The organism is Polaromonas sp. YR568 (assembly GCF_943369415.1).
GTDB lineage: Bacteria > Pseudomonadota > Gammaproteobacteria > Burkholderiales > Burkholderiaceae_C > Polaromonas.
Genome location: NZ_CALRNF020000012.1, coordinates 81252 through 99736 on the forward strand (window position 1 = coordinate 81252; position 18485 = coordinate 99736).

At 67.3% G+C, this 18485-nt stretch carries 13 protein-coding genes; 12 read left to right on the forward strand and 1 reads right to left on the reverse strand.

What is annotated here, in order from left to right:
* Positions 1-37 precede the first annotated feature (37 nt).
* From ACLV74_RS09940 to ACLV74_RS09950, 3 genes are all read left to right on the forward strand, one after another.
* The gene (locus tag ACLV74_RS09940; RefSeq protein WP_411879229.1) at positions 38-1090 is read left to right on the forward strand and encodes a putative 2-aminoethylphosphonate ABC transporter ATP-binding protein; all 1053 of its coding nucleotides are present in this window, start codon (positions 38-40) and stop codon (positions 1088-1090) included.
* Positions 1090-2796, forward strand: a complete 1707-nt coding sequence (locus ACLV74_RS09945; protein ID WP_411879230.1) for a putative 2-aminoethylphosphonate ABC transporter permease subunit — start codon at positions 1090-1092, stop codon at positions 2794-2796. Before ACLV74_RS09940 ends, ACLV74_RS09945 begins: the two co-directional genes overlap by 1 nt.
* A gap of 196 nt (positions 2797-2992) precedes the next feature.
* Entirely contained in the window at positions 2993-4114 is a 1122-nt protein-coding gene (locus tag ACLV74_RS09950) for a 2-aminoethylphosphonate--pyruvate transaminase (protein WP_411879231.1), read from the forward strand.
* A gap of 239 nt (positions 4115-4353) precedes the next feature.
* On the opposite strand, the gene ACLV74_RS09955 is transcribed toward ACLV74_RS09950, so the two are convergent.
* On the reverse strand, positions 4354-5340 hold the full coding sequence (locus tag ACLV74_RS09955; RefSeq protein ID WP_411879232.1) for a helix-turn-helix domain-containing protein: 987 nt from the start codon (positions 5338-5340) through the stop codon (positions 4354-4356).
* Between the two features lie 163 nt (positions 5341-5503).
* Between ACLV74_RS09955 and ACLV74_RS09960 the strand changes: the two genes are divergently transcribed.
* The 9 genes from ACLV74_RS09960 to ACLV74_RS10000 all read left to right on the forward strand — a co-directional run bounded on the left by ACLV74_RS09960 (position 5504) and on the right by ACLV74_RS10000 (position 18398).
* Positions 5504-6994, forward strand: coding sequence for an amino acid permease (locus ACLV74_RS09960; RefSeq protein ID WP_411879233.1), 1491 nt, complete (start codon positions 5504-5506; stop codon positions 6992-6994).
* Between the two features lie 19 nt (positions 6995-7013).
* Complete coding sequence (locus ACLV74_RS09965) at positions 7014-8399, forward strand: glutamine synthetase family protein (RefSeq protein ID WP_411879234.1); 1386 nt, start codon at positions 7014-7016, stop codon at positions 8397-8399.
* Positions 8386-8907 (forward strand): N-acetyltransferase family protein, encoded by a 522-nt coding sequence (locus ACLV74_RS09970; protein ID WP_411879235.1) that lies wholly within the window; start codon positions 8386-8388, stop codon positions 8905-8907. The genes ACLV74_RS09965 and ACLV74_RS09970 overlap by 14 nt, the downstream gene beginning before the upstream one ends.
* Positions 8904-10037, forward strand: coding sequence for an iron-containing alcohol dehydrogenase (locus ACLV74_RS09975; protein ID WP_411879236.1), 1134 nt, complete (start codon positions 8904-8906; stop codon positions 10035-10037). The genes ACLV74_RS09970 and ACLV74_RS09975 overlap by 4 nt, the downstream gene beginning before the upstream one ends.
* A gap of 151 nt (positions 10038-10188) precedes the next feature.
* Positions 10189-11001, forward strand: coding sequence for a gamma-glutamyl-gamma-aminobutyrate hydrolase family protein (locus ACLV74_RS09980; RefSeq protein WP_411879237.1), 813 nt, complete (start codon positions 10189-10191; stop codon positions 10999-11001).
* Entirely contained in the window at positions 10998-12371 is a 1374-nt protein-coding gene (locus tag ACLV74_RS09985; protein ID WP_411879238.1) for an aldehyde dehydrogenase family protein, read from the forward strand. Before ACLV74_RS09980 ends, ACLV74_RS09985 begins: the two co-directional genes overlap by 4 nt.
* 3 nt (positions 12372-12374) lie before the next feature.
* Positions 12375-13034 carry an HAD family hydrolase gene (locus ACLV74_RS09990; protein WP_411879239.1) on the forward strand — a complete coding sequence of 220 codons (660 nt, stop codon included), beginning with the start codon at positions 12375-12377 and terminating at the stop codon, positions 13032-13034.
* Between the two features lie 151 nt (positions 13035-13185).
* Positions 13186-16929: a DUF2339 domain-containing protein gene (locus ACLV74_RS09995; protein ID WP_411879240.1), complete on the forward strand. Its 3744-nt coding sequence runs from the start codon at positions 13186-13188 to the stop codon at positions 16927-16929.
* Positions 16926-18398, forward strand: a complete 1473-nt coding sequence (locus ACLV74_RS10000) for a DUF3999 domain-containing protein (RefSeq protein WP_411879241.1) — start codon at positions 16926-16928, stop codon at positions 18396-18398. Before ACLV74_RS09995 ends, ACLV74_RS10000 begins: the two co-directional genes overlap by 4 nt.
* Positions 18399-18485 lie beyond the last annotated feature (87 nt).

The window sequence follows — 18485 nt, forward strand, 5'->3', positions numbered from 1 at the left end:
TGCGCGACACCGCGCTGCTTGTCCAGGTAAACCACGAATGACCCAAGACACTTTTCTGAACCTGCGCCACATCCGCAAGGAGTTCGGCGGCTTCACCGCGCTCCAGGACATCAACCTGGACATCCGCAAGGGCGAGTTTGTCTGCTTCCTTGGGCCTTCGGGTTGCGGCAAGACGACGCTGCTGCGCATCATCGCGGGCCTGGAAGTGCAGACCTCCGGTGAGGTGCACCAGGGCGGGCGCGACATCTCGCGGTTGCCGCCGGCGCTGCGTGATTACGGCATCGTGTTCCAGAGTTATGCGCTGTTTCCCAACCTCAGCGTGGCCGACAACGTGGCGTACGGGCTGGTCAACCGCAAGACGCCCAAGGCCGAAGCGGCCAAACGCGTGAGCGAGCTGGTCAAGCTGGTGGGCCTGCCCGGCAGTGAAGCCAAATACCCCAGCCAGCTCTCGGGCGGCCAGCAGCAGCGCATCGCGCTGGCGCGGGCGCTGGCCACTTCGCCGGGCTTGCTGCTGCTGGACGAGCCGCTCTCGGCGCTCGATGCGCTGGAGCGCGTGCGGCTGCGCCAGGAGATACGCGCGCTGCAGCAAAAACTGGGCGTGACCACCATCATGGTGACGCACGACCAGGAAGAGGCCCTGAGCGTGGCCGACCGCATCGTGGTGATGAACCACGGCCTCATTGAGCAGGTCGGCACGCCCATGGAGATTTACCGCGAGCCGGCCTCGCCCTTTGTGGCTGACTTTGTCGGCAAGGTCAACGTGATGCCGGTGAAGGTGAGCGGCGGCCAGATGAAATTCGGCGCGCTGTGCTTGCCCTGCGACGGCGGAGACCGCGAAGCGAAAATCTACCTGCGGCCCGAGGACGTGCTGGCCCGGCCGATCGCCGCCGGCGACGCCCATGTGTTCGATGCGACCATCGAGAAGATCGAGTTCCTGGGCTCCTTCTGCCATGTGCACGTGGCCTCGCCCGCGCTGGGCGGGCACAAGCTCACCGTCTACCTCTCGCTCAATTTCCTGTCGGAGCAGTCACTGGAGATCGGTTCCTCGCTGCCGCTCAAGCTGCTGCCCGAACGCATCAAGGTGTTCTGATGCCGGTCTACACGCCTCCCGCGCCGCCCATGGTCAAGCAGCGCGTGCACTGGATAGACCATCTGGCCTACGCGGCCCTGGCGCTGGCCGCCCTGATCCTGGTCGTGTTTCTCGCCGCGCCGCTGCTGGCCATCCTGCAGCAGGCCCTGCTGGGCAAGTCCGGCGACTTCATCTGGTTCGACAACTTCATCGAATACGCCCAGACCCCGGCGCTGCTCGAAAGCCTGTGGAACAGCCTCTGGGTTTCCGCCGTCGTCACGCTGGTCGCCGTGCCGCTGGCCTTCGGGTTTGCCTACGCGCTGGCGCGCTCCTGCATGCAGTACAAGGCGCTGTTCCGCGGCATCACGCTGATCCCGCTGCTGGCTCCCTCGCTGCTGTCGGCGATTTCGCTGATCTACTGGTTCGGCAACCAAGGCGTGCTCAAGGGCTGGATGCAGGGCATAGGCATAGAACAGATCTACGGCGCGCCCGGCATCGTGGTGGCCGAATGTTTCGCGGTGTTCCCGCATGCGCTGATGATCCTGGTCACGGCGCTCACGCTGTCGGACGCTCGGCTTTATGAAGCCGCGGACGCCATGGGCACCAGCGCACGGCGCAAGTTCTTCACCATCACGCTGCCCGGCGCCAAGTACGGCCTGATCTCGGCGGCGCTGGTCACCTTCACGCTGGTCATGACCGACTTCGGCATCCCGAAAGTCATAGGCGGCAACTTCAACGTGCTGGCCACCGACGTCTTCAAGCTGGTCATAGGCCAACAGGACTTCGCCAAGGGCGCGGTGGTCGCCATCCTGCTGCTGGCGCCGGCCGTGCTGACCTTCGCGGTCGACAAATACGTCAGCAAGCGCCAGACCGCGATGCTGACGGCGCGCGCCGTGCCTTACCGGCCCACGCCTTCGCGCGGTTACGACTGGGCGATGACGCTGTACTGCTGCGCCATCGCCTTCCTGGTGCTGGCCATGCTGGGCATGGCGGTGTTCGCCTCCTTCACCAGCTTCTGGCCCTACAACCTCAAGCCCAGCCTGCGCCACTACACCATGGGCCTGGTCGACGCGGAAGTCGGCGTCGGTTTTCTCAACAGCCTCAAGATGGCGGCGGGCACGGCCTTCTTCGGCACGGCGCTGGTGTTTTGCAGCGCCTACCTGCTCGAAAAAACCAAGGGCATGGACGGCCTGCGCGGTTTTGTGCGCATGCTGGCCATGCTGCCCATGGCCGTGCCCGGCCTGGTGCTGGGCCTGGGCTACATCTTCTTTTTCAATGCGCCCGACAACCCGCTGAACGGCCTGTACCACACACTGACCTTGCTCACGCTGTGCACCATCGTGCACTTCTACACCACGGGCCACCTGACGGCGGTGACGGCGCTCAAGGCGCTGGACGGCGAGTTCGAGGCCGTCAGCGCCTCGCTCAAGGTACCTTTCTTCAAGACCTTCTGGCGCGTCACGCTGCCGATCTGCACGCCGGCCCTGGTCGACATCGCGCGCTACTTTTTCATCAACGCCATGACGACGATCTCCGCCGTCGTCTTCCTCTATTCGCCGGAAACCAAGGTCGCCTCCATCGCCATCCTGAACCTCGACGAAGCCGGCGAAATCGGCGCTGCGGCGGCTATGGCGGTGCTGATCGGATTGGCATCCACGATTGCGACTTTGCTGTTCATGGCGCTGGCGTGGTGGATCAACCGCCGCACCCAGGCCTGGAAAAAATGATGCCCCACGGTCGCTCACTTCGTGTAGCTCCCTGCCCCCGAGGGGCCGCTGCGCCTGCGGCCTGGCAAAGCCAGTTCCGCGGCCCCTGCTTGAGAAGAGACCCTCCACCGCCGTTCATACCTTTTTGCCCAGAGGTATAGAAGGCCTGTCGCCAGGTTGACGATTTCTTTTAAACACTACGAGACAAGACCAAAACATGGACAGAGACAAAATACTGCTCACCCCCGGCCCGCTGACCACCACGCTGCGCACCAAGCTCGCGATGCTCAAGGACTGGGGTTCCTGGGACAGCGACTTCAACGCCGTCACCGCCAGCGTGCGCAAAAGCCTGCTGGCAGTCATCAACGGGAAGGATTCGCACGTCGTCGTGCCGCTCCAGGGCAGCGGCACCTTCAGCGTGGAGGCGGCAGTCGCCACCGTGGTGCCGCGCGACGGCCACGTGCTGGTGATGGACAACGGCGCCTATTGCAAGCGCGCGGCCAAACTCACCACGCTGATGGGCCGGCGCTGCACCGTCATGCCCTTTGACGAAGCCGCGCAGGTCTCCCCCGCCGCGCTGGACGCCATGCTGGAGGCCGACACCAGCATCACCCACGTCATGCTGATCCACTGCGAGACCGGCGCGGGCGTGCTCAACCCTTTGCAGGAAGTGGCCGACGTCTGCAAAACCCATGGCAAGGGCCTGCTGGTGGATGCCATGAGTTCCTTCGCCGCCATTGAGATCGACGCGCGCAAGGTGCATTTCGACGCACTGGTCGCCGCCAGCGGCAAATGCCTGGAGGGTGTGCCCGGCATGGGCTTCGTCTTTATCCGCAAGGCCGTGCTGGACGGCTGCGCCGGCCGCAGCCAGTCGCTGGCCATGGACCTGCACGACCAGTACGCCTACATGGAAAAAACCACGCAGTGGCGCTTCACGCCGCCCACGCACGTGGTGGTGGCGCTGGCCGAGGCGATTGCCCAGTTCGAGGAAGAAGGCGGCCAGCCCGCGCGCCTGGCGCGTTATCAGAGCAACTACCGCACCCTGATCGACGGCATGGCGAAGCTGGGCTTCAAGCCCTTCCTGGACCCCGCCATCCAGGCGCCCATCATCGTGACCTTCCATGCGCCGGCCGACAGCCGTTACGAGTTCAAGAAGTTCTATGCCGCCGCACGAGATCGCGGCTTTGTCCTATATCCCGGCAAGCTCACCCAGGTGGAAACTTTCCGTGTCGGCTGCATAGGCGCCATAGGCCCGAATGAAATGGCGCAGGCGGTGCAAGCCGTGGCGGGCGCCTTGCAGGACATGGGCATCACCTCCGCAGCGCCGGCTGCCTGGTAAAGAGCCCACGAGCGCGGGGCGCAGGCCCTGGCAACGTCTCTTCACCAGCAGGGGCCGCGGAACCGGCTTTGCCGGGCCCAGGCGCCGCCCCCGGAGGGGGAAACAAGCTACACGCAGTGAGCTTGGATGGGGGAGAGCCAATTTCGCCGCGGAACCGGCTTTGCCGGGCCGCAGGCGCAGCGCCCCCTCGGGGGCAGCGCATTACACGGAGCCGAAGGCGAAGTGAAAAGCGTGGGGGCTTAATGGTTTCGGCGGAATGCCTCGGAAGGCAGTTCGCCAAACATTTGCTGGTAGTCGTGCGCGAAATGACCAAAATGCCAAAACCCGAGATCCGTTGCAGCTGCCGTCACCGACGTTGCGGTCTTCAGCGCCTGCCGGGCGGCGTTCAGGCGCACGGCGCGCAGATAAGCCAGCGGACTGATCCCCAGCGCAGTCTGAAAGCCGTTCTGCAAGGTCCGCCGGCTGACGCCGAGCTGCCCGCACAGCGCCAGCACCGTGGGCGGTTGATCGAGCTGCGTGTGCACCAGCTCGCGGGCGCGTCGCGTCAACGCCCAATGCCCGTGGATGCCCACAGAATCGACGTTTCCTGCGGGTGCGAGAACCCGGCCGAGTTGCTCCATCACACTGTCGAACATGGCGGCCTGCACGGCGGGAGACTGCATCAACGCGGGAGCGGCCTCCACCGCATCCAGCACCCCGACAAGGCATTGCCTGAGACCCGCCTGCGCAGCGCCGTCGAGCCGGCGCAAGCCTGCCTGCGCACCGAGCCGGGCCTGCAGCGCCGGGTCATGCTCGCCGCAACGGCGCCAGGCGGCCTCATCAAGCTCCAGCCCCAGCATCACATGGCGGCGGGACGAACGGAACTCAAAACCCGACGCACCCGAAAACACATGCAGCGCACCGGCATCGCTGGGCGCACCGCAAAACACACTCGGGCCTGCAACCTGCAGCGGCAAACCCAGGGCCAATGCACCGTACCTGATCTTGCCGGTCTGATAAACAGACTCCCGCAGGCTTTCCACAAAGAGGCGCAGCCCGGCAAACTCCAGCTGGCGCACCTCCCCGCCGAAAGCGCCGCGCGAGAGCTGCAGGTAGCTCTGGTTCCAGCCCGTGAGCGCCGCCGCCTGCTCGTCCGCATCAGCAAACGACGCGTGAGACAGCAAGGCTGGCTGGGCGTTATCGGAAGGATGTGCCATCGCCGCATTCTTGCAGGATTCGTGCCGCATGCAAGCTACGCTTTGAAACAGTTCGACTTACTTTCGCTCACTTCGCAGGCACCCCATCCGCGCAACTTGCCGAAATGGGATTTCAGCGCGCCCGCCCGCGCCCTAGGATGCAGCAGGACCCGACCGGGCCCCCAACCCTGCAACATCTTCTAAGGGAGTCACCATGTCAGAACGTTCCAGCGTCCAGTACGCGAAAGTCGACGGCAGCTACTTTGAAAAGAGGGGACTGCGCCGCTATGCCGGCGTCTGGTCGCTTTGGGCATTGGGCGTGGGCGCCGTGATTTCCGGCCACTTCGCGGGCTGGAACCTGGGCCTGGCCAACGGCTGGGGCAGCATGCTGCTGGCCACCATCATCATTTCCGTGATGTACCTGGGGCTGACCTTTTCGCTGGCCGAAATGTCGCCCGCGCTGCCGCACACAGGCGGTGCCTATTCCTTCGCCCGCACCGCCATGGGGCCCTGGGGCGGCTTTCTGACGGGGCTGGCCGAGAACGTGGAATACGTGCTGACGCCGGCCGTCATCGTGTTTTTCATCGGCAGCTACATGGGCAGCATCTTCGGCACGCCGCCGGCCTGGCAGCCGCTGTGGTGGATAGGTTTTTACATCGTCTTCATAGGCCTGAACATCATCGGCGTCGAGCTGTCCTTCAAGATCACGCTGGCCGTCACGCTGCTGGCGCTGGCCTGCCTGGTGGCCTTCTGGGTCAGCGCCTTTCCGCGCATCGACTTCGCCCGCTGGGCCATGAACGTGGGCGCCGGCGGCGCCGTGCTGCCCGAGGGCCGCGGCCCCTTCCTGCCGCTGGGATTCGGCGGCGTTCTGGCGGCGCTGCCCTTTGCCGTGTGGCTGTTCCTGGCCATCGAGCAGCTGCCGCTGGCGGCCGAAGAGTCGGTGGACCCGCGCCGCGACATGCCGCGCGGCATCATCGCCGGCATCTTCACGCTGATCGTCTCGGCCTTCATGATCCTGTGGCTCAACCCCTCGGTCGCCGGCATCGGCTCGCACGCGCTCAGCACCTCGGCCGAACCGCTGCTGGACGGCTTCAAGGCGATCTACGGTGACGGCATCGCCAAGGTGCTGGCGCTGGTGGCGGTGCTGGGCCTGGTGGCGAGTTTTCACACCATCATCTTCGCCAAGGGCCGGCAGATCTATTCGCTGAGCCGCGCCGGTTACTTCCCCTCGGCGCTGTCGGTCACGCACGGCAGCCGCAAGACGCCGCACATCGCCATGATCGTCGGCTCGGTCGTGGCGCTGGCCGTCATGTTCGTGCTCTGGTTTTCGCTGGGGGTGGACAAAGGCTCGGCCGTGATAGGCGGCACGCTGCTGAACATGGCCGTCTTCGGCGCGATGTTCTCTTACGTCATGCAGGCGCTGTCTTTCATGCGCCTGCGCAGCAAGCTGCCGAACATGGAGCGCCCCTACCGCAGCCCGCTGGGCGTGCCGGGCGCCGCGCTGACCCTGCTGATCGCGCTGGTCACCATCTACTTCCAGCTCAGCGACCCGGTCTACCGCGTCGGGGTGCTCTGGGTCGCGTTGTGGTTTGCCATCGGCATCAGCTACTTCGCGCTGATGGGCCGGCACCGCCTGATCCTCTCGCCCGAAGAAGAATTCGCCATCGGCTTGGCCGAAAAACACCGGGCAAGCGCCCCTACCTGAACCACGAGACAACCCCACCATGGCCAAAAAAACACCCAATGCCGCCGCCTCGCGCGGCGTGCTCGAGGCGCTGCGCAAATCGGGCGCCAACAAGATGAAGGTGGCCGTCAGCGACATCGACGGCGTGCTGCGCGGCAAGTACCTGCACAAGGACAAATTCTTCGGCGCGGCCGAGCCCTACCCGGCCGGCGGCTTCGGCTTTTGCGATGTGGTGCTGGGCTGGGACATGATGGACAACTGCTACGACAACACCTCGGTGACGGGTTGGCAGCACGGCTTTCCGGACGCGCTGGCCCGGCTGGACCTGGCCACGATGCGCCACGTGCCCTGGGACAACAAGGTGCCTTTTGTGCTGGGCGAGTTCGTCAACGCCGACGGCACGCCGCATGCGGTGTGCCCGCGCCAGACGCTCAAGCGCGTGCTCAAACGCGCCGAGAAGATGGGCGTGATGCCCATGACGGGCATGGAGTTCGAGTGGTTCAACTTCCTGGAGACGCCGCACAGCTGGGCCGCCAAGAAAGGTGTGGGCGCCGAGCAGCTCACACCCGGCATGTTCGGCTATTCGCTGCTGCGCATGAACCAGAACCAGGATTTTTTCAACGCCCTGATGGACGAGATGCTGGCCTTCGGCATCCCGATCGAAGGCCTGCACACCGAGACCGGCCCCGGCGTCTACGAAGTCGCCATTGCCTTCAGCGAGGCGCTGGAGCAGGCCGACCGCGCCATCCTGTTCAAGACCGGCGCCAAGGAAATCGGCTCGCGCTTCGGCATCATGCCCAGCTTCATGGCCAAGCCCAACCAGCACCTGCCGGGCTGCAGCGGCCACATCCACCAGAGCCTGTCGGACGGCAAGAACAATCTCTTCTACGACGCAAAGAACCCGCGCAAGATGAGCAAGCTCTTTGAAAGCTACGTGGCCGGCCAGGTCGCCTGCATGATGGAGTTCGGCCCCATGATCTGGCCCACCATCAACAGCTACAAGCGCCTGGTCGACGGCTTCTGGGCGCCCGTGAAACCGACCTGGGGCATGGACAACCGCACCGCGAGCTTCCGCGTGATCGCCGGCAGCCCCAAGGCCACCCGGCTGGAAACCCGCTGCCCAGGCGCCGACGTGAACCCCTACCTGGCCATGGCGGCGGTCATCGCGGCCGGCCTGCACGGCGTCGAAAAAGGCCTGAAGCTGGGCGCGCCCATCACCGGCACCAATGCCGGGGCCGAGCACATCCCGCGCGCGCCGCGCACCCTGATCGAAACCACTCGGATTTTCCAGAAATCGGCCGTCGCGCGCGACTGGCTGGGCGATACTTTCGTGGACCACTTCGCGGCCACGCGCGAGTGGGAGTGGCGCCAATGGCTGGACGCCGTCACCGACTGGGAAATGAAACGCTATTTTGAAATCATCTGACATCCTGATCCGCCGGCTCGGCGTGCCCGACGCCGCCGTTTACCGCGAATTCCGCCTGCGCGGCCTGCGCGAGCACGCCGACGCCTTTACCTCCAGCTTCGAGGAAGAAAACCTGCGCGCGCTGGCCGACACCGAAAAGCGCCTCTCGCCCGCCGGCGACACCGTCATGTGGTCGGCCTTTGTGGACGGCGCCATGGCCGGCGTGGTGGGGCTGAACCGCGAGACGCGGCTGAAGAACCGCCACAAGGCCACGCTGGTCGCCATGTACGTCGCGCCCGAATACCAGGGGCGCGGCATAGGCCGGGCGCTGGTCGGCAAGGTACAGGACGAGGCGCGCGCCGGCGGCGTGGAACTGCTGGTGCTGACGGTCACCGCCGGCAACCGCGAGGCATCGGCGCTTTATGAGAAATGCGGGTTTAAATCCTTTGGCATAGAGCCCGACGCGATTCGGGTCAACAATGTCTCCTACGGCAAACAACACATGTACTTCCAGGTCGCACCACTATGAGCATCACCGGCTTTTCCTTCCCCACCACCATCAAGTTCGGCGCCGGCGCGCGCAAGCTCGTCGCCGACACCCTCAAGGAAGCGGGCTGCAAGCGCCCGCTGATCGTGACCGACAAAGCACTCGGCGCGTTGCCGGTGCTGGCCGAGTTCAAGACCCACCTGGCGGGCCTGGACGTGGCCGTGTTCTCGGGCGTCTTCGGCAACCCGACCTGCAGCCAGGTGATGGATGGCGCCGCGGCCTATAAGGCGCACAAGGCCGACTGCGTGATCGGCTTCGGCGGCGGCGCGGCGCTGGACGTGGCCAAGGTGGTCGGCATCGCGGCCACGCATGAGGGCGACATCCTCGAATACGTCTGGGACCATCCGCAGGTGCGGCCCATCGTCCACGAGCTGCCCTACTTCGTGGCCCTGCCCACCACCTCGGGCACCGGCTCCGAGGTCGGCCGCTCCTCGGTCGTGAGCGAAAACGACACACACATCAAGCGCGTGGTGTTCAGTCCGAAGATTCTGGCCAAGGTGGTCTTCGCCGACCCCGAACTCACGCTGGGCCTGCCGCCGCACGTGACGGCCGCCACCGGCATGGACGCGCTCACGCACAACATCGAGAGCTACCTCTCGCCGGCCTACCACCCGCTGTGCGACGGCATCGCACTCGAAGGCACGCGCATCGCGGCCCGCGCGCTGCTCAAGGCCGTGAAGGAGCCTTCCAACCTGCAGGCGCGCAGCGACATGATGATGGCCTCCATGATGGGTGCCATCGCCTTCCAGAAAGACCTGGGCGCCGTGCACTCCTGCGCGCATGCGCTGGGCACCGTCTGCGACCTGCACCACGGCCTGGCCAACGCGCTGATGATTGACACCGTGCTCGCCTGGAACTACGAGTCGGCGCCCGCCAAGTTCGACGAACTGGCCCACGTCTGCGGCGTGGCCGGCGGCGGCAAGGCCCTGGTGCCCTGGCTCAAACAGCTGAAAGAAAGCGTGGGCATCACCGGCTCGCTGTCGGCCCATGGCGTCAAGCCCGAGCACCTGCCGCGCCTGGTTGAAATCGCCACGGCCGATATCTGCCACCAGACGAATCCGCGGCCTTGCAAGGCCGAAGACTTCCAAAAACTCTTTGAGGCTGCTCTATGAACACTAATATGACAACTCTCGCGATGACTATGCGTCGTGCGATACAGGGTCTTTATTCAGCAGGGGCCGCGGAACCGGCTTCGCCGGGCCGCAGGCGCAGCGCCCCCTCGGGGGGCAGCGTAGTACGCGAAGCGACAAGCGTGGGGGCTCCATGACCGCCGCCAGTCGTCTCAAGATCGGCCTGTCGGCCTGCTTCTCGCACGCCGACCCCACACGCTCCTTCTTCACCGGCAAGACACTGCAGTACGTCGAGCAATCCATCGCGCACTGGCTCATGTCCTCGGGCGCCATGGTGGTCATGGTGCCTTGCCCCACGGGCAGCACGCAGCGCGGTGACGTGACTTATGAACACTATGCGCAGTGGCTGGACGGCCTGGTGCTGCATGGCGGCGCCGACGTCTGGCCCGGCAGTTACGGCGAGGAGCCGCTGGAAGAAAAATGGTCGGGCGACCGCGTGCGCGACGAATACGACAAGGCCCTGGTGGCCGCGTTTGAAAAAGCCGGCAAGCCGGTCTTCGGCGTCTGCCGCGGCCTGCAGCTGCTCAACGTCGCTTTCGGCGGCACGCTGTACCAGGACATCAACACCCAGGTGCCGAAATCCTTTGTGCACCGCGACGCCGTGACCTACGACCAGAACTTCCACAGCGTCAACATCGTCCAGGGCTCGCGGCTGTCGGCGATGTACCCCGGCGTGGAGCGCGTGCGCGTCAACAGCATCCACCACCAGGGCATCAAGGACCTGTCGCCCGAATTCGAGGCCGAAGCCTTCAGCGTGGACGACGGCATCGTGGAGGCGATACGCCGCAAGGACAAGAGCAAAAGTTATATCGCCGCCACCCAGTGGCACCCCGAATTCCACAAACCCGGCTCCGACACGATAGACGACGCCGCCGTGCTCGACGATTTCCTCACGGCCGTGGCCGCCGCCAAACACAAAGAGAAAGACAAGGCAAAACACGCATGAACACCCTCGCCGTCCACAACCCCGCCACCGGTGAGCTGATCACCAGCCTGCCCGCCGACGACGCGGCTTCCGTCGCCGCCAAGGCGCTTCGGGCACGCGCCGCCCAGCCCGCCTGGGCGGCCGTGCCCCTGGCCGAACGCCAGGCCTGCATCACGCGTTTTCGCGCGGGCATCGTCGCCGAGCTCGACGCGCTGGCCGCCGTCATGACGCGCGAGACCGGCAAGCCGCTGAAAATGTCGCGCAACGAACTCAACGGCCTGCTGGGCCGCATCGACTTCTTCCTGGCCGAGACCGACGCCGCCACCCACACACAAACCGTGTTCAGCGAAGGCGGCATGACCGAGCAGATCGAGCACACGCCGCTGGGTGTGGTCGCCAACATTTCGGCCTGGAACTATCCCTGGTTCGTGGGCGGCAACGTCTTCATCCCGGCGCTGCTCACGGGCAACGCGGTGCTCTACAAACCGTCTGAATACGCCGCCATGACCGGCGTGGCGATTGCGCGCCTGTTGCATGCGGCCGGCGTGCCGCAGGACGTGTTCATCCCCCTGATAGGCGGCGGGGCGGTGGGCGCGGCGCTGATGGAGCAAAAGATCGACGGCCTTTTCTTCACCGGTTCCTACGCCACCGGCGCGAAGATCGCCCAGGCCATGGGCCCGCGTCTGGTCAAGCTGCAGCTGGAGCTGGGCGGCAAGGACCCGACTTACGTCACCGAGGACGCCAACGTGAAGAACGCCGCCGAGTCGCTGGCCGACGGCGCGATGTACAACACCGGCCAGAGCTGCTGCTCGGTCGAGCGCATTTATGTGCACGAGAAAATTTACGACGCCTTTGTCACCGCCTTCCTGGAAACGGTGAAAACCTTCCGGATGGGCGATCCCATGGGCGAGGACACCTACATTGGCGCCATCACGCGCGCGCCGCAACTCGAGGTGCTGGACGCCCAGGTCGCCGACGCGAAAGCCAAGGGCGCCACCCTGCTGGCCGGCGGCAAGCGCGGCGCCGGTCCCGGCAATTGGTACGAACCGACCGTGTTCAGCAACGTCAACCACAGCATGGAATTGATGCGCGAGGAAAGCTTCGGCCCGCTGATCGGCATCCAGAAAGTCTCGGGCGACGCCGAGGCTGTGAAGCTCATGAACGACACACGCTACGGCCTCACGGCCGGCGTCTTCACGCCCGACGAGGCGCGCGCCAGGACCCTGCTGGCGCAAGTGAACGCCGGCAGCGTCTACTGGAACTGCTGCGACCGCGTGAGCCCGCGCCTGCCCTGGAGCGGTTACGGCGATTCGGGCGTGGGCCTGACGCTGTCCACCTACGGAATCCAGACCTTCACCCGCCCCAAAGCCTGGCATCTACGCCAGGCTTGAGCCATGAAACTCACCCTTTTCGACCTGGACCACACCGTGCTCAACGGTGACAGCGACGTGCTGTGGTGCGACTTCCTGATCGACAAGGGTGTGCTGGGCCGCACCGAGTTCACCGCGCGCAATGCCGACATGGCGGCGCGCTACAAGTCCGGCACCGTGGGCTTGAAAGAGTTCGCCGATTTTTACGTGGGCACGCTGGCCGGGCGCACGGCCGAAGAGTGGGAGCCGCTGCGGCAGGAATTTTTGGCCAAATGGATCGTGCCGCGCATCACGCCGGCCGCCGTCGCGCTGGTCGACAAGCACCTGGAGGCCGGCGACCTCGTCGTCATGACCACGGCCACCAACCGCTTCATCACCGAGCTCACCGCGATCTACTTCGACATCGAGCACCTGATCGCCACCGAGCCCGAGATGCTGGGCAGCCGCTTCACCGGCAGTACCACCGGCGTGCTCAACATGCGCGAAGGCAAGGTGGAGCGCCTGCACGCCTGGCTCACGGCGCGCGGCCTGCGCTTCAAGGACTGCAAGACCACCGCCTACAGCGACTCCATCAACGACTTGCCGCTGCTGGAAGCCGTGAAGCACCCGGTGACGGTGAACGCCGACGCGACGCTCGCCGCAATCGGCGGCAAGCGCGGCTGGCCGGCACTGCAGTTGCACTGACGCCGGCAGCGCGGCCTGGGCCAACCCGGCCTGCGAGCACTCGCGCATTTTCCAGCGCCTCGATTGGCTGCCTGCACGGGGAAAAGTACCCGAACGTGCCCGCCACCAGCCCCCTTACACTGCAGATTCAAAAACAGACGGGGGAGTGAGCATGTGGATAGTCGGTGTCATCGTCGGCCTCATCATGGGTGCAATGGCGGGTTCGGGCATGCTCGCGCTGGTGCTGGCGGGCGCCGGCGCTTTTATCTTCCCCAAACTTTTCGGCACGAAAGCGCCTGAACCCATTGCGGCGGCCCGCGAGGCGCGGCCCGGCACGTTCGCCAACGAAGAACCGGACGACCAGGCCGATGAAGACGCCGGGCCGGTCAATGTCCACGCGCTGCAACGGCGCGTGGCCGAACTGGAATCGCGCATCGACATGCTCGAGCGGCGCGGCGTCCAAAGCGATGCCGCCACCATGCCCGCCGCAGCTTCGGTGCTTTCGCCCACGCCCGCCGCGGCCTCCCCGCCGGCGCCCTTCACGCCGCCGTCGCGGCCAAGCGCCGTGCAGCCGCCGGCCGCTTCGCTGTCGGTGCCCGCGCCTGTTCCTGCGCCTGTTCCCGCACCCGCCGTCGCCGTCGCCGAGCCCACGCCCCTGCCGGCCGCGGCATACGGCGGCACGGGTTTCGACCAAGACACCATCCCTTCACCATTGGAAGCGGATACCGCCCCGGTGCCGGCCGCGCGCAGCGCGCCTCCCGCGCCGCCGCCGCCGGCTGTTCCCTGGCGCGAACGGTTGCCCGCGCCCATCGCCGCGCTGATCTTTGGCGGCAATACGCTGGTCAAGCTGGGTGTGCTGATCCTCTTTCTGGGCCTGGCCTTTTTGCTGCGCTACACAGCCGAGCGCGTCACCGTGCCGGTCGAGCTGCGCTACGCGGCCGTCGCGCTGGTCGGCGCGGGTCTGCTGGGCCTGGGCTGGCTGCTGCGGCGCAAGCGCGCGGCGTACGCCCTCATCCTGCAGGGCGCGGGCATCGGTGTTTTTTACCTGACGACGCTGGCCGCCATGAAGGTCTCCGGCCTGTTGCCCGCGACAGCCGGTTTCGCCTTCCTGTTTGCCGTGGCGGTGCTGGCCGCGGCCCTGGCCGTGCTGCAGAACGCGCCCATGCTGGCCATCGTGGCGGTGGTCGAAGGTTTTGCCGCGCCGGTGCTGGCCTCCACCGGCCAGAACCGGCCGGTCGGGCTCTTCACCTACCTGCTGGTGCTGGACGTCGGCATCGTGCTGATGGCCTGGTTCAGGGCCTGGCGCGTGCTCAACCTGATCGGCTTCGTGGCCACCTTCACGCTGGCCGCGGCCTGGGCGCAGCGCAACTACACCGACGACCAGTACGGCGTGGTCCAGCCTTTCCTGATTGTGTTTTTTGTGCTGTTCACGGCCGTCGGCCTGCTGTTCGCGCGCCGCACGCTGGCCGGCCGCGCGGCCGACACCTTGCGCCGCGTGGGCCGCGTCGACAGCGCGCTGGTCTTCGGCGTGCCGATGGCCGCCTTCGGCCTGCAATACCTGCTGATGCGGCCCTGGGAGCTGGGCGCGGCGTTCTCCGCCATGGGCCTGGCCGCGATCTACCTGCTGCTGGGACGCATCGTCTTTGCCATGCAGCCGCGCGGGCTGGCGCTGCTCGCCGAGGCCTATGCCATCGTCGGCGTGATCTTCGGCACGCTGGCCATCCCGCTGGGCCTCGAAGGCCGGTGGACCGGGGCGGCGTGGGCCGTCGAGGCGGCCGGCATGTACTGGCTGGGCGCGCGCCAGGCCAGGCCGTATGCACGGGCGTTTTCCTTTCTGGTGCTGCTGGGCGCCGCTTTCAAGCTGCTGCAGGACACCCGGCTCGACGGCGCCCTCGACCATGCGCTGCTGCAAGGCTCCACCATCGGGCCGCTGCTGCTGGCGGCCGGCGCCTTCGCGATGTGGGCCATGCACAGGCGCAGCAAACTCGACCAGGGCAAAGACTGGGAGGCCCTTGCCGGTGTCGCGCTTCCGTGGATCGCCATGGCGGCGCTCACGCTGCTGCAGTGGCAGTGGTGGGTGCCGCCCTGGGCGGCCGCCGCGACCGCCGTGCTGGCCTGCGTGGTGTTTGCCGTCGCCGCGCGCTTCGGCCTCAGGCCCTTGCCCTCGGTCAGTTACGGCATGCAGGCGCTGGCCGTGGCCGGCTTCGTCGCGACACTGCATCGCGGCGATGCCGACAAGGCGCTGGCCAGCGGCTGGCAGGGCGCGGCCGCCGGCGGGCTGATCGCACTCGGCATTCTGGGCACGACGGCCTGGTCCATGGCGCAGGCCAGGCGTGCGGCGCTGGCGCGCGGCTTGGCGCCGGACTGGTCGATCGCCAACATCGTCGCCGTGCTGACCGGCACCGGCCTGCTGCACCTGGCGATGCTGTTCCAGCTCAGCCTGCAACAGGCCGCGCTGGTCTGGCCGCTGAGCGCGCTGGTTGTGCTCTGGGTGGCGCTGCGCATGGCCCATGCGCCGCTGGCGGCGCTGGCGGCCGGCCTGCATGTCGTTTCCGGTGTCCTGCTGCTGGGCTTCTCCCCGCCGCACACCGCTGTACCGCCGGCCTTTGCACACATGGGCTTCTGGACTGCGGTGGTGCTGGGCCTGAGCGCCCTGCTGGCCGGCGCGTGGATTCAGGAAGAAGCCCGCCCGCGGGCCGAAGAGGCGCATAAAAGGCGCTGGGTCAACCACTGGTGCGCGCAAGGCCTGTGGCTGTGGGCGCCGGTGGTCATAGGCCTGGCGTGGTGGCTGCTGGCCTTGCTGGTCGAGAGCATCAACGTGCTGCAGCGCCATGGCTTCGCGGCCCAGGTCCCGGCGGCGTGTATCGCCATCGTGCTCGGCACGTCCCTGCTGTGCGCGGTGGTGGCGCGCCGCCGCGACTGGAGCCAGCTGGGCCGCGCCACCCTGGCCACCTTGCCCGGCCTGGCCGCCATCGCCGCCCTGGCCGGCCTGGGCAGCCACACGGCGTTCTATGTGCCGTCGAGCGGGCTCGGCTGGCTGGCCTGGCCGCTGGCGGCGCTCTGGCACCTGCCGCTGCTGCGTGGGCAGAAGCAGTGGGTGCCGGCGCGCGGGCTGCAGCGCGTTCATGTTGCCGGCTTCTGGTTTTACCTGCTACTGGCCACGCGTGAATGCCAATGGCAATTCGGCGGCTTGGGCGACGCCTGGTCAAGCTGGCCGCTGCTGGGCTGGGTCATCGTGCCGGCGCTGTCACTCTGGGCCCTGCGTTCGCCCGCGCTGCTCAGGCGCTGGCCGCTGGCCGAGTACCGCGGCGCCTACCTCGAGGCCGCGGCAATGCCGGTGGCGCTGTACCTGCTGGCCTGGGCCTGGGTGAGCAACGCGGGCAGTGCCGGCAATGCCTCGCCGCTGCCCTACCTTCCCTTGCTCAATCCGCTGGAACTCGGCAACTGGCTGGTGCTGCTGGCGCTCCTGCTCTGGTGGCGCGAACTGCCCGAGGCCTCGCCCGTGCGCGTGCCGCCGCGCGCGGCCCAGGGCATCGCCGGCGCCACGGCGCTGGCTTTGCTCACGGGCATGGTGCTGCGCGCCTGCCACCACTACGCCGGCGTGCCCTGGGATTTCAACGCGCTGTATGCCTCCTGGCTGACCCAGGCCGCGCTGTCGATCACCTGGGCGCTGTGCGGCGTGCTGGCCATGGTGCTGGGCCACGGCCGCGCCCTGCGCCCGCTCTGGATGGCCGGCGCGGCGCTGCTCGGCGTGGTGGTGCTCAAGCTGTTCTTCGTCGAACTGGCGGACCGCGGCGGCCTGTTCCGCATCGTGTCCTTCATCGGTGTGGGCGCGCTGCTGCTGCTGGTCGGCTACTTCGCGCCGGTGCCGCCGGCCAGGCCGGACACCGTCGCCAGGAAAGGAGAAGGCGCATGATGCGGCACACCTTCTTGCTGGCCGCCGCCACGCTGATGCTGCCGGCCGCAACGCTGCATGCCCAGCCCGGCGAGGCCGGCGCGCCCATCAGCCTGCAGGGCGCGGGACCCTATTACCGCCTGGCCTTGCCGGCGGCGCTTTATGGCCGCGCGGCTTACACCGACCTGCGCGACCTGCGCATCCGCAATGCCTCGGGCAACGCCGTGCCTTACGGTTGGCTGCATGAGGAGATTGCCATGCCGCGCGGCGCCTCGCAGAAGGTGCCGTTTTTTGCCATACCGGCGGGCGCCGGCGCGGCGCCGGCCGATGCGCTGCTGAGCTTCCAGTTGCGCAGCGACGGCTCGCTGCAGCTGGTCAAGCCGGCCGCGCCGGCCACCGGCGCCGTGCCGTGGCTGATCGACGTGAGCCAGGTGCGCGGCAACCTGTTGCAGGCGCGCCTTGAAGTCGCGGCCGGAACGAGCGGTGTGTTCGCCTACCGGCTGGAGGCCAGCGACGACCTGCGCAGCTGGCGGCCGGTCGGCGGCGAGGAACAGCTCGTCAAGCTCAGCCACAACAACCAGAGCCTGGAACGCCTGGCCGTCGACCTCGGCGGCCTGCGCGCGCGCTTTTTGCGGCTGCGGTGGGCCGATGCGGCGCAAGGCGCGCAGCTCACGGCCGTGAACATCGACAGCGTAGAGGCCGCAGAAGCCGCCGCGCCGCAGGAATGGTCCGAGGCGCTGCGGCCCGAGCGCTGCGAAGCCAGCCATTGCGATTACCTGCTGCCGCGCGGCTTGCCGGCGCGCAGCCTGCGCATCGCACTGGCCGACACCAACACCCTGGTGCAGATCGAGGTGCTGGGCCTGCCCGATCCGGCGCCCGCGGTTGCCGCGCAGCCCGTCCTGCGGCCGCCGCACAACCCCTTGTATGCGCTGCGGCGGCATCGGGACCAGACGCGGCCCGCCGCGGCGCCCGGCGAGATCCGGCTGGCCGACAGCGTGGTCTACCGCATCACGCAAGGCGCCGCCGAAGCCCGTTCGCCGGACATCGCGCTCGACGGCGCGGTCTACCCCAGGTTGCGCCTGCGCACGGCCGGGCCGGTCGCACTGCTGGGTGCGACCCCGCCCGTGATCGCGGTGGCGACGATCCCGCGCACCGCGGTGTTCCTGGCGCAGGGCCAGCCACCGTTCACGCTGAACTGGAAAACCGCCGCCGAACCCAACGCCGCGCCGGCAAACGGCGCGGCGCTGCCGCTCGCGACGCTGATCCCGTCTTATTCGGCCGGCAAACCGGTCGCGGCCGACCCGGCATCGGTGGCACTGGCGGCGCAGGCCACGGCACCTGCCGCGCCGCCGGCCGCGGCAGCCGCGGCGGCGACGGCGGACAGCCCCGCCAAACGCAGCGCCTGGCTCTGGGCCGCCCTCGGCGCCGGCTTGCTGCTGCTGGCGGGCATGGCCTGGTCGCTGTTTGCCGGCATGAAAAAAAACGCGTAGCCGGCTCTGCGGCTACATTGAGAGCGGTTCCAAGGCCATCGCAAGTCCGCTAACGGCCAGCCCGGTTGGCGCGCGGCACGCATCATG

Excerpts from the sequence above, each read along its gene's own strand:
- ACLV74_RS09940 (WP_411879229.1), top strand. The coding sequence starts at position 38 with ATGACCCAAGACACTTTTCTGAACCTGCGCCACATCCGCAAGGAGTTC.
- ACLV74_RS09965 (WP_411879234.1), top strand. The coding sequence starts at position 7,014 with ATGGCCAAAAAAACACCCAATGCCGCCGCCTCGCGCGGCGTGCTCGAG.
- ACLV74_RS09990 (WP_411879239.1), top strand. The coding sequence starts at position 12,375 with ATGAAACTCACCCTTTTCGACCTGGACCACACCGTGCTCAACGGTGAC.
- ACLV74_RS09950 (WP_411879231.1), top strand. The coding sequence starts at position 2,993 with ATGGACAGAGACAAAATACTGCTCACCCCCGGCCCGCTGACCACCACG.
- ACLV74_RS09960 (WP_411879233.1), top strand. The coding sequence starts at position 5,504 with ATGTCAGAACGTTCCAGCGTCCAGTACGCGAAAGTCGACGGCAGCTAC.
- ACLV74_RS09955 (WP_411879232.1), bottom strand. The coding sequence starts at position 5,340 with ATGCGGCACGAATCCTGCAAGAATGCGGCGATGGCACATCCTTCCGAT.
- ACLV74_RS10000 (WP_411879241.1), top strand. The coding sequence starts at position 16,926 with ATGATGCGGCACACCTTCTTGCTGGCCGCCGCCACGCTGATGCTGCCG.
- ACLV74_RS09975 (WP_411879236.1), top strand. The coding sequence starts at position 8,904 with ATGAGCATCACCGGCTTTTCCTTCCCCACCACCATCAAGTTCGGCGCC.
- ACLV74_RS09980 (WP_411879237.1), top strand. The coding sequence starts at position 10,189 with ATGACCGCCGCCAGTCGTCTCAAGATCGGCCTGTCGGCCTGCTTCTCG.
- ACLV74_RS09985 (WP_411879238.1), top strand. The coding sequence starts at position 10,998 with ATGAACACCCTCGCCGTCCACAACCCCGCCACCGGTGAGCTGATCACC.
- ACLV74_RS09945 (WP_411879230.1), top strand. The coding sequence starts at position 1,090 with ATGCCGGTCTACACGCCTCCCGCGCCGCCCATGGTCAAGCAGCGCGTG.
- ACLV74_RS09995 (WP_411879240.1), top strand. The coding sequence starts at position 13,186 with ATGTGGATAGTCGGTGTCATCGTCGGCCTCATCATGGGTGCAATGGCG.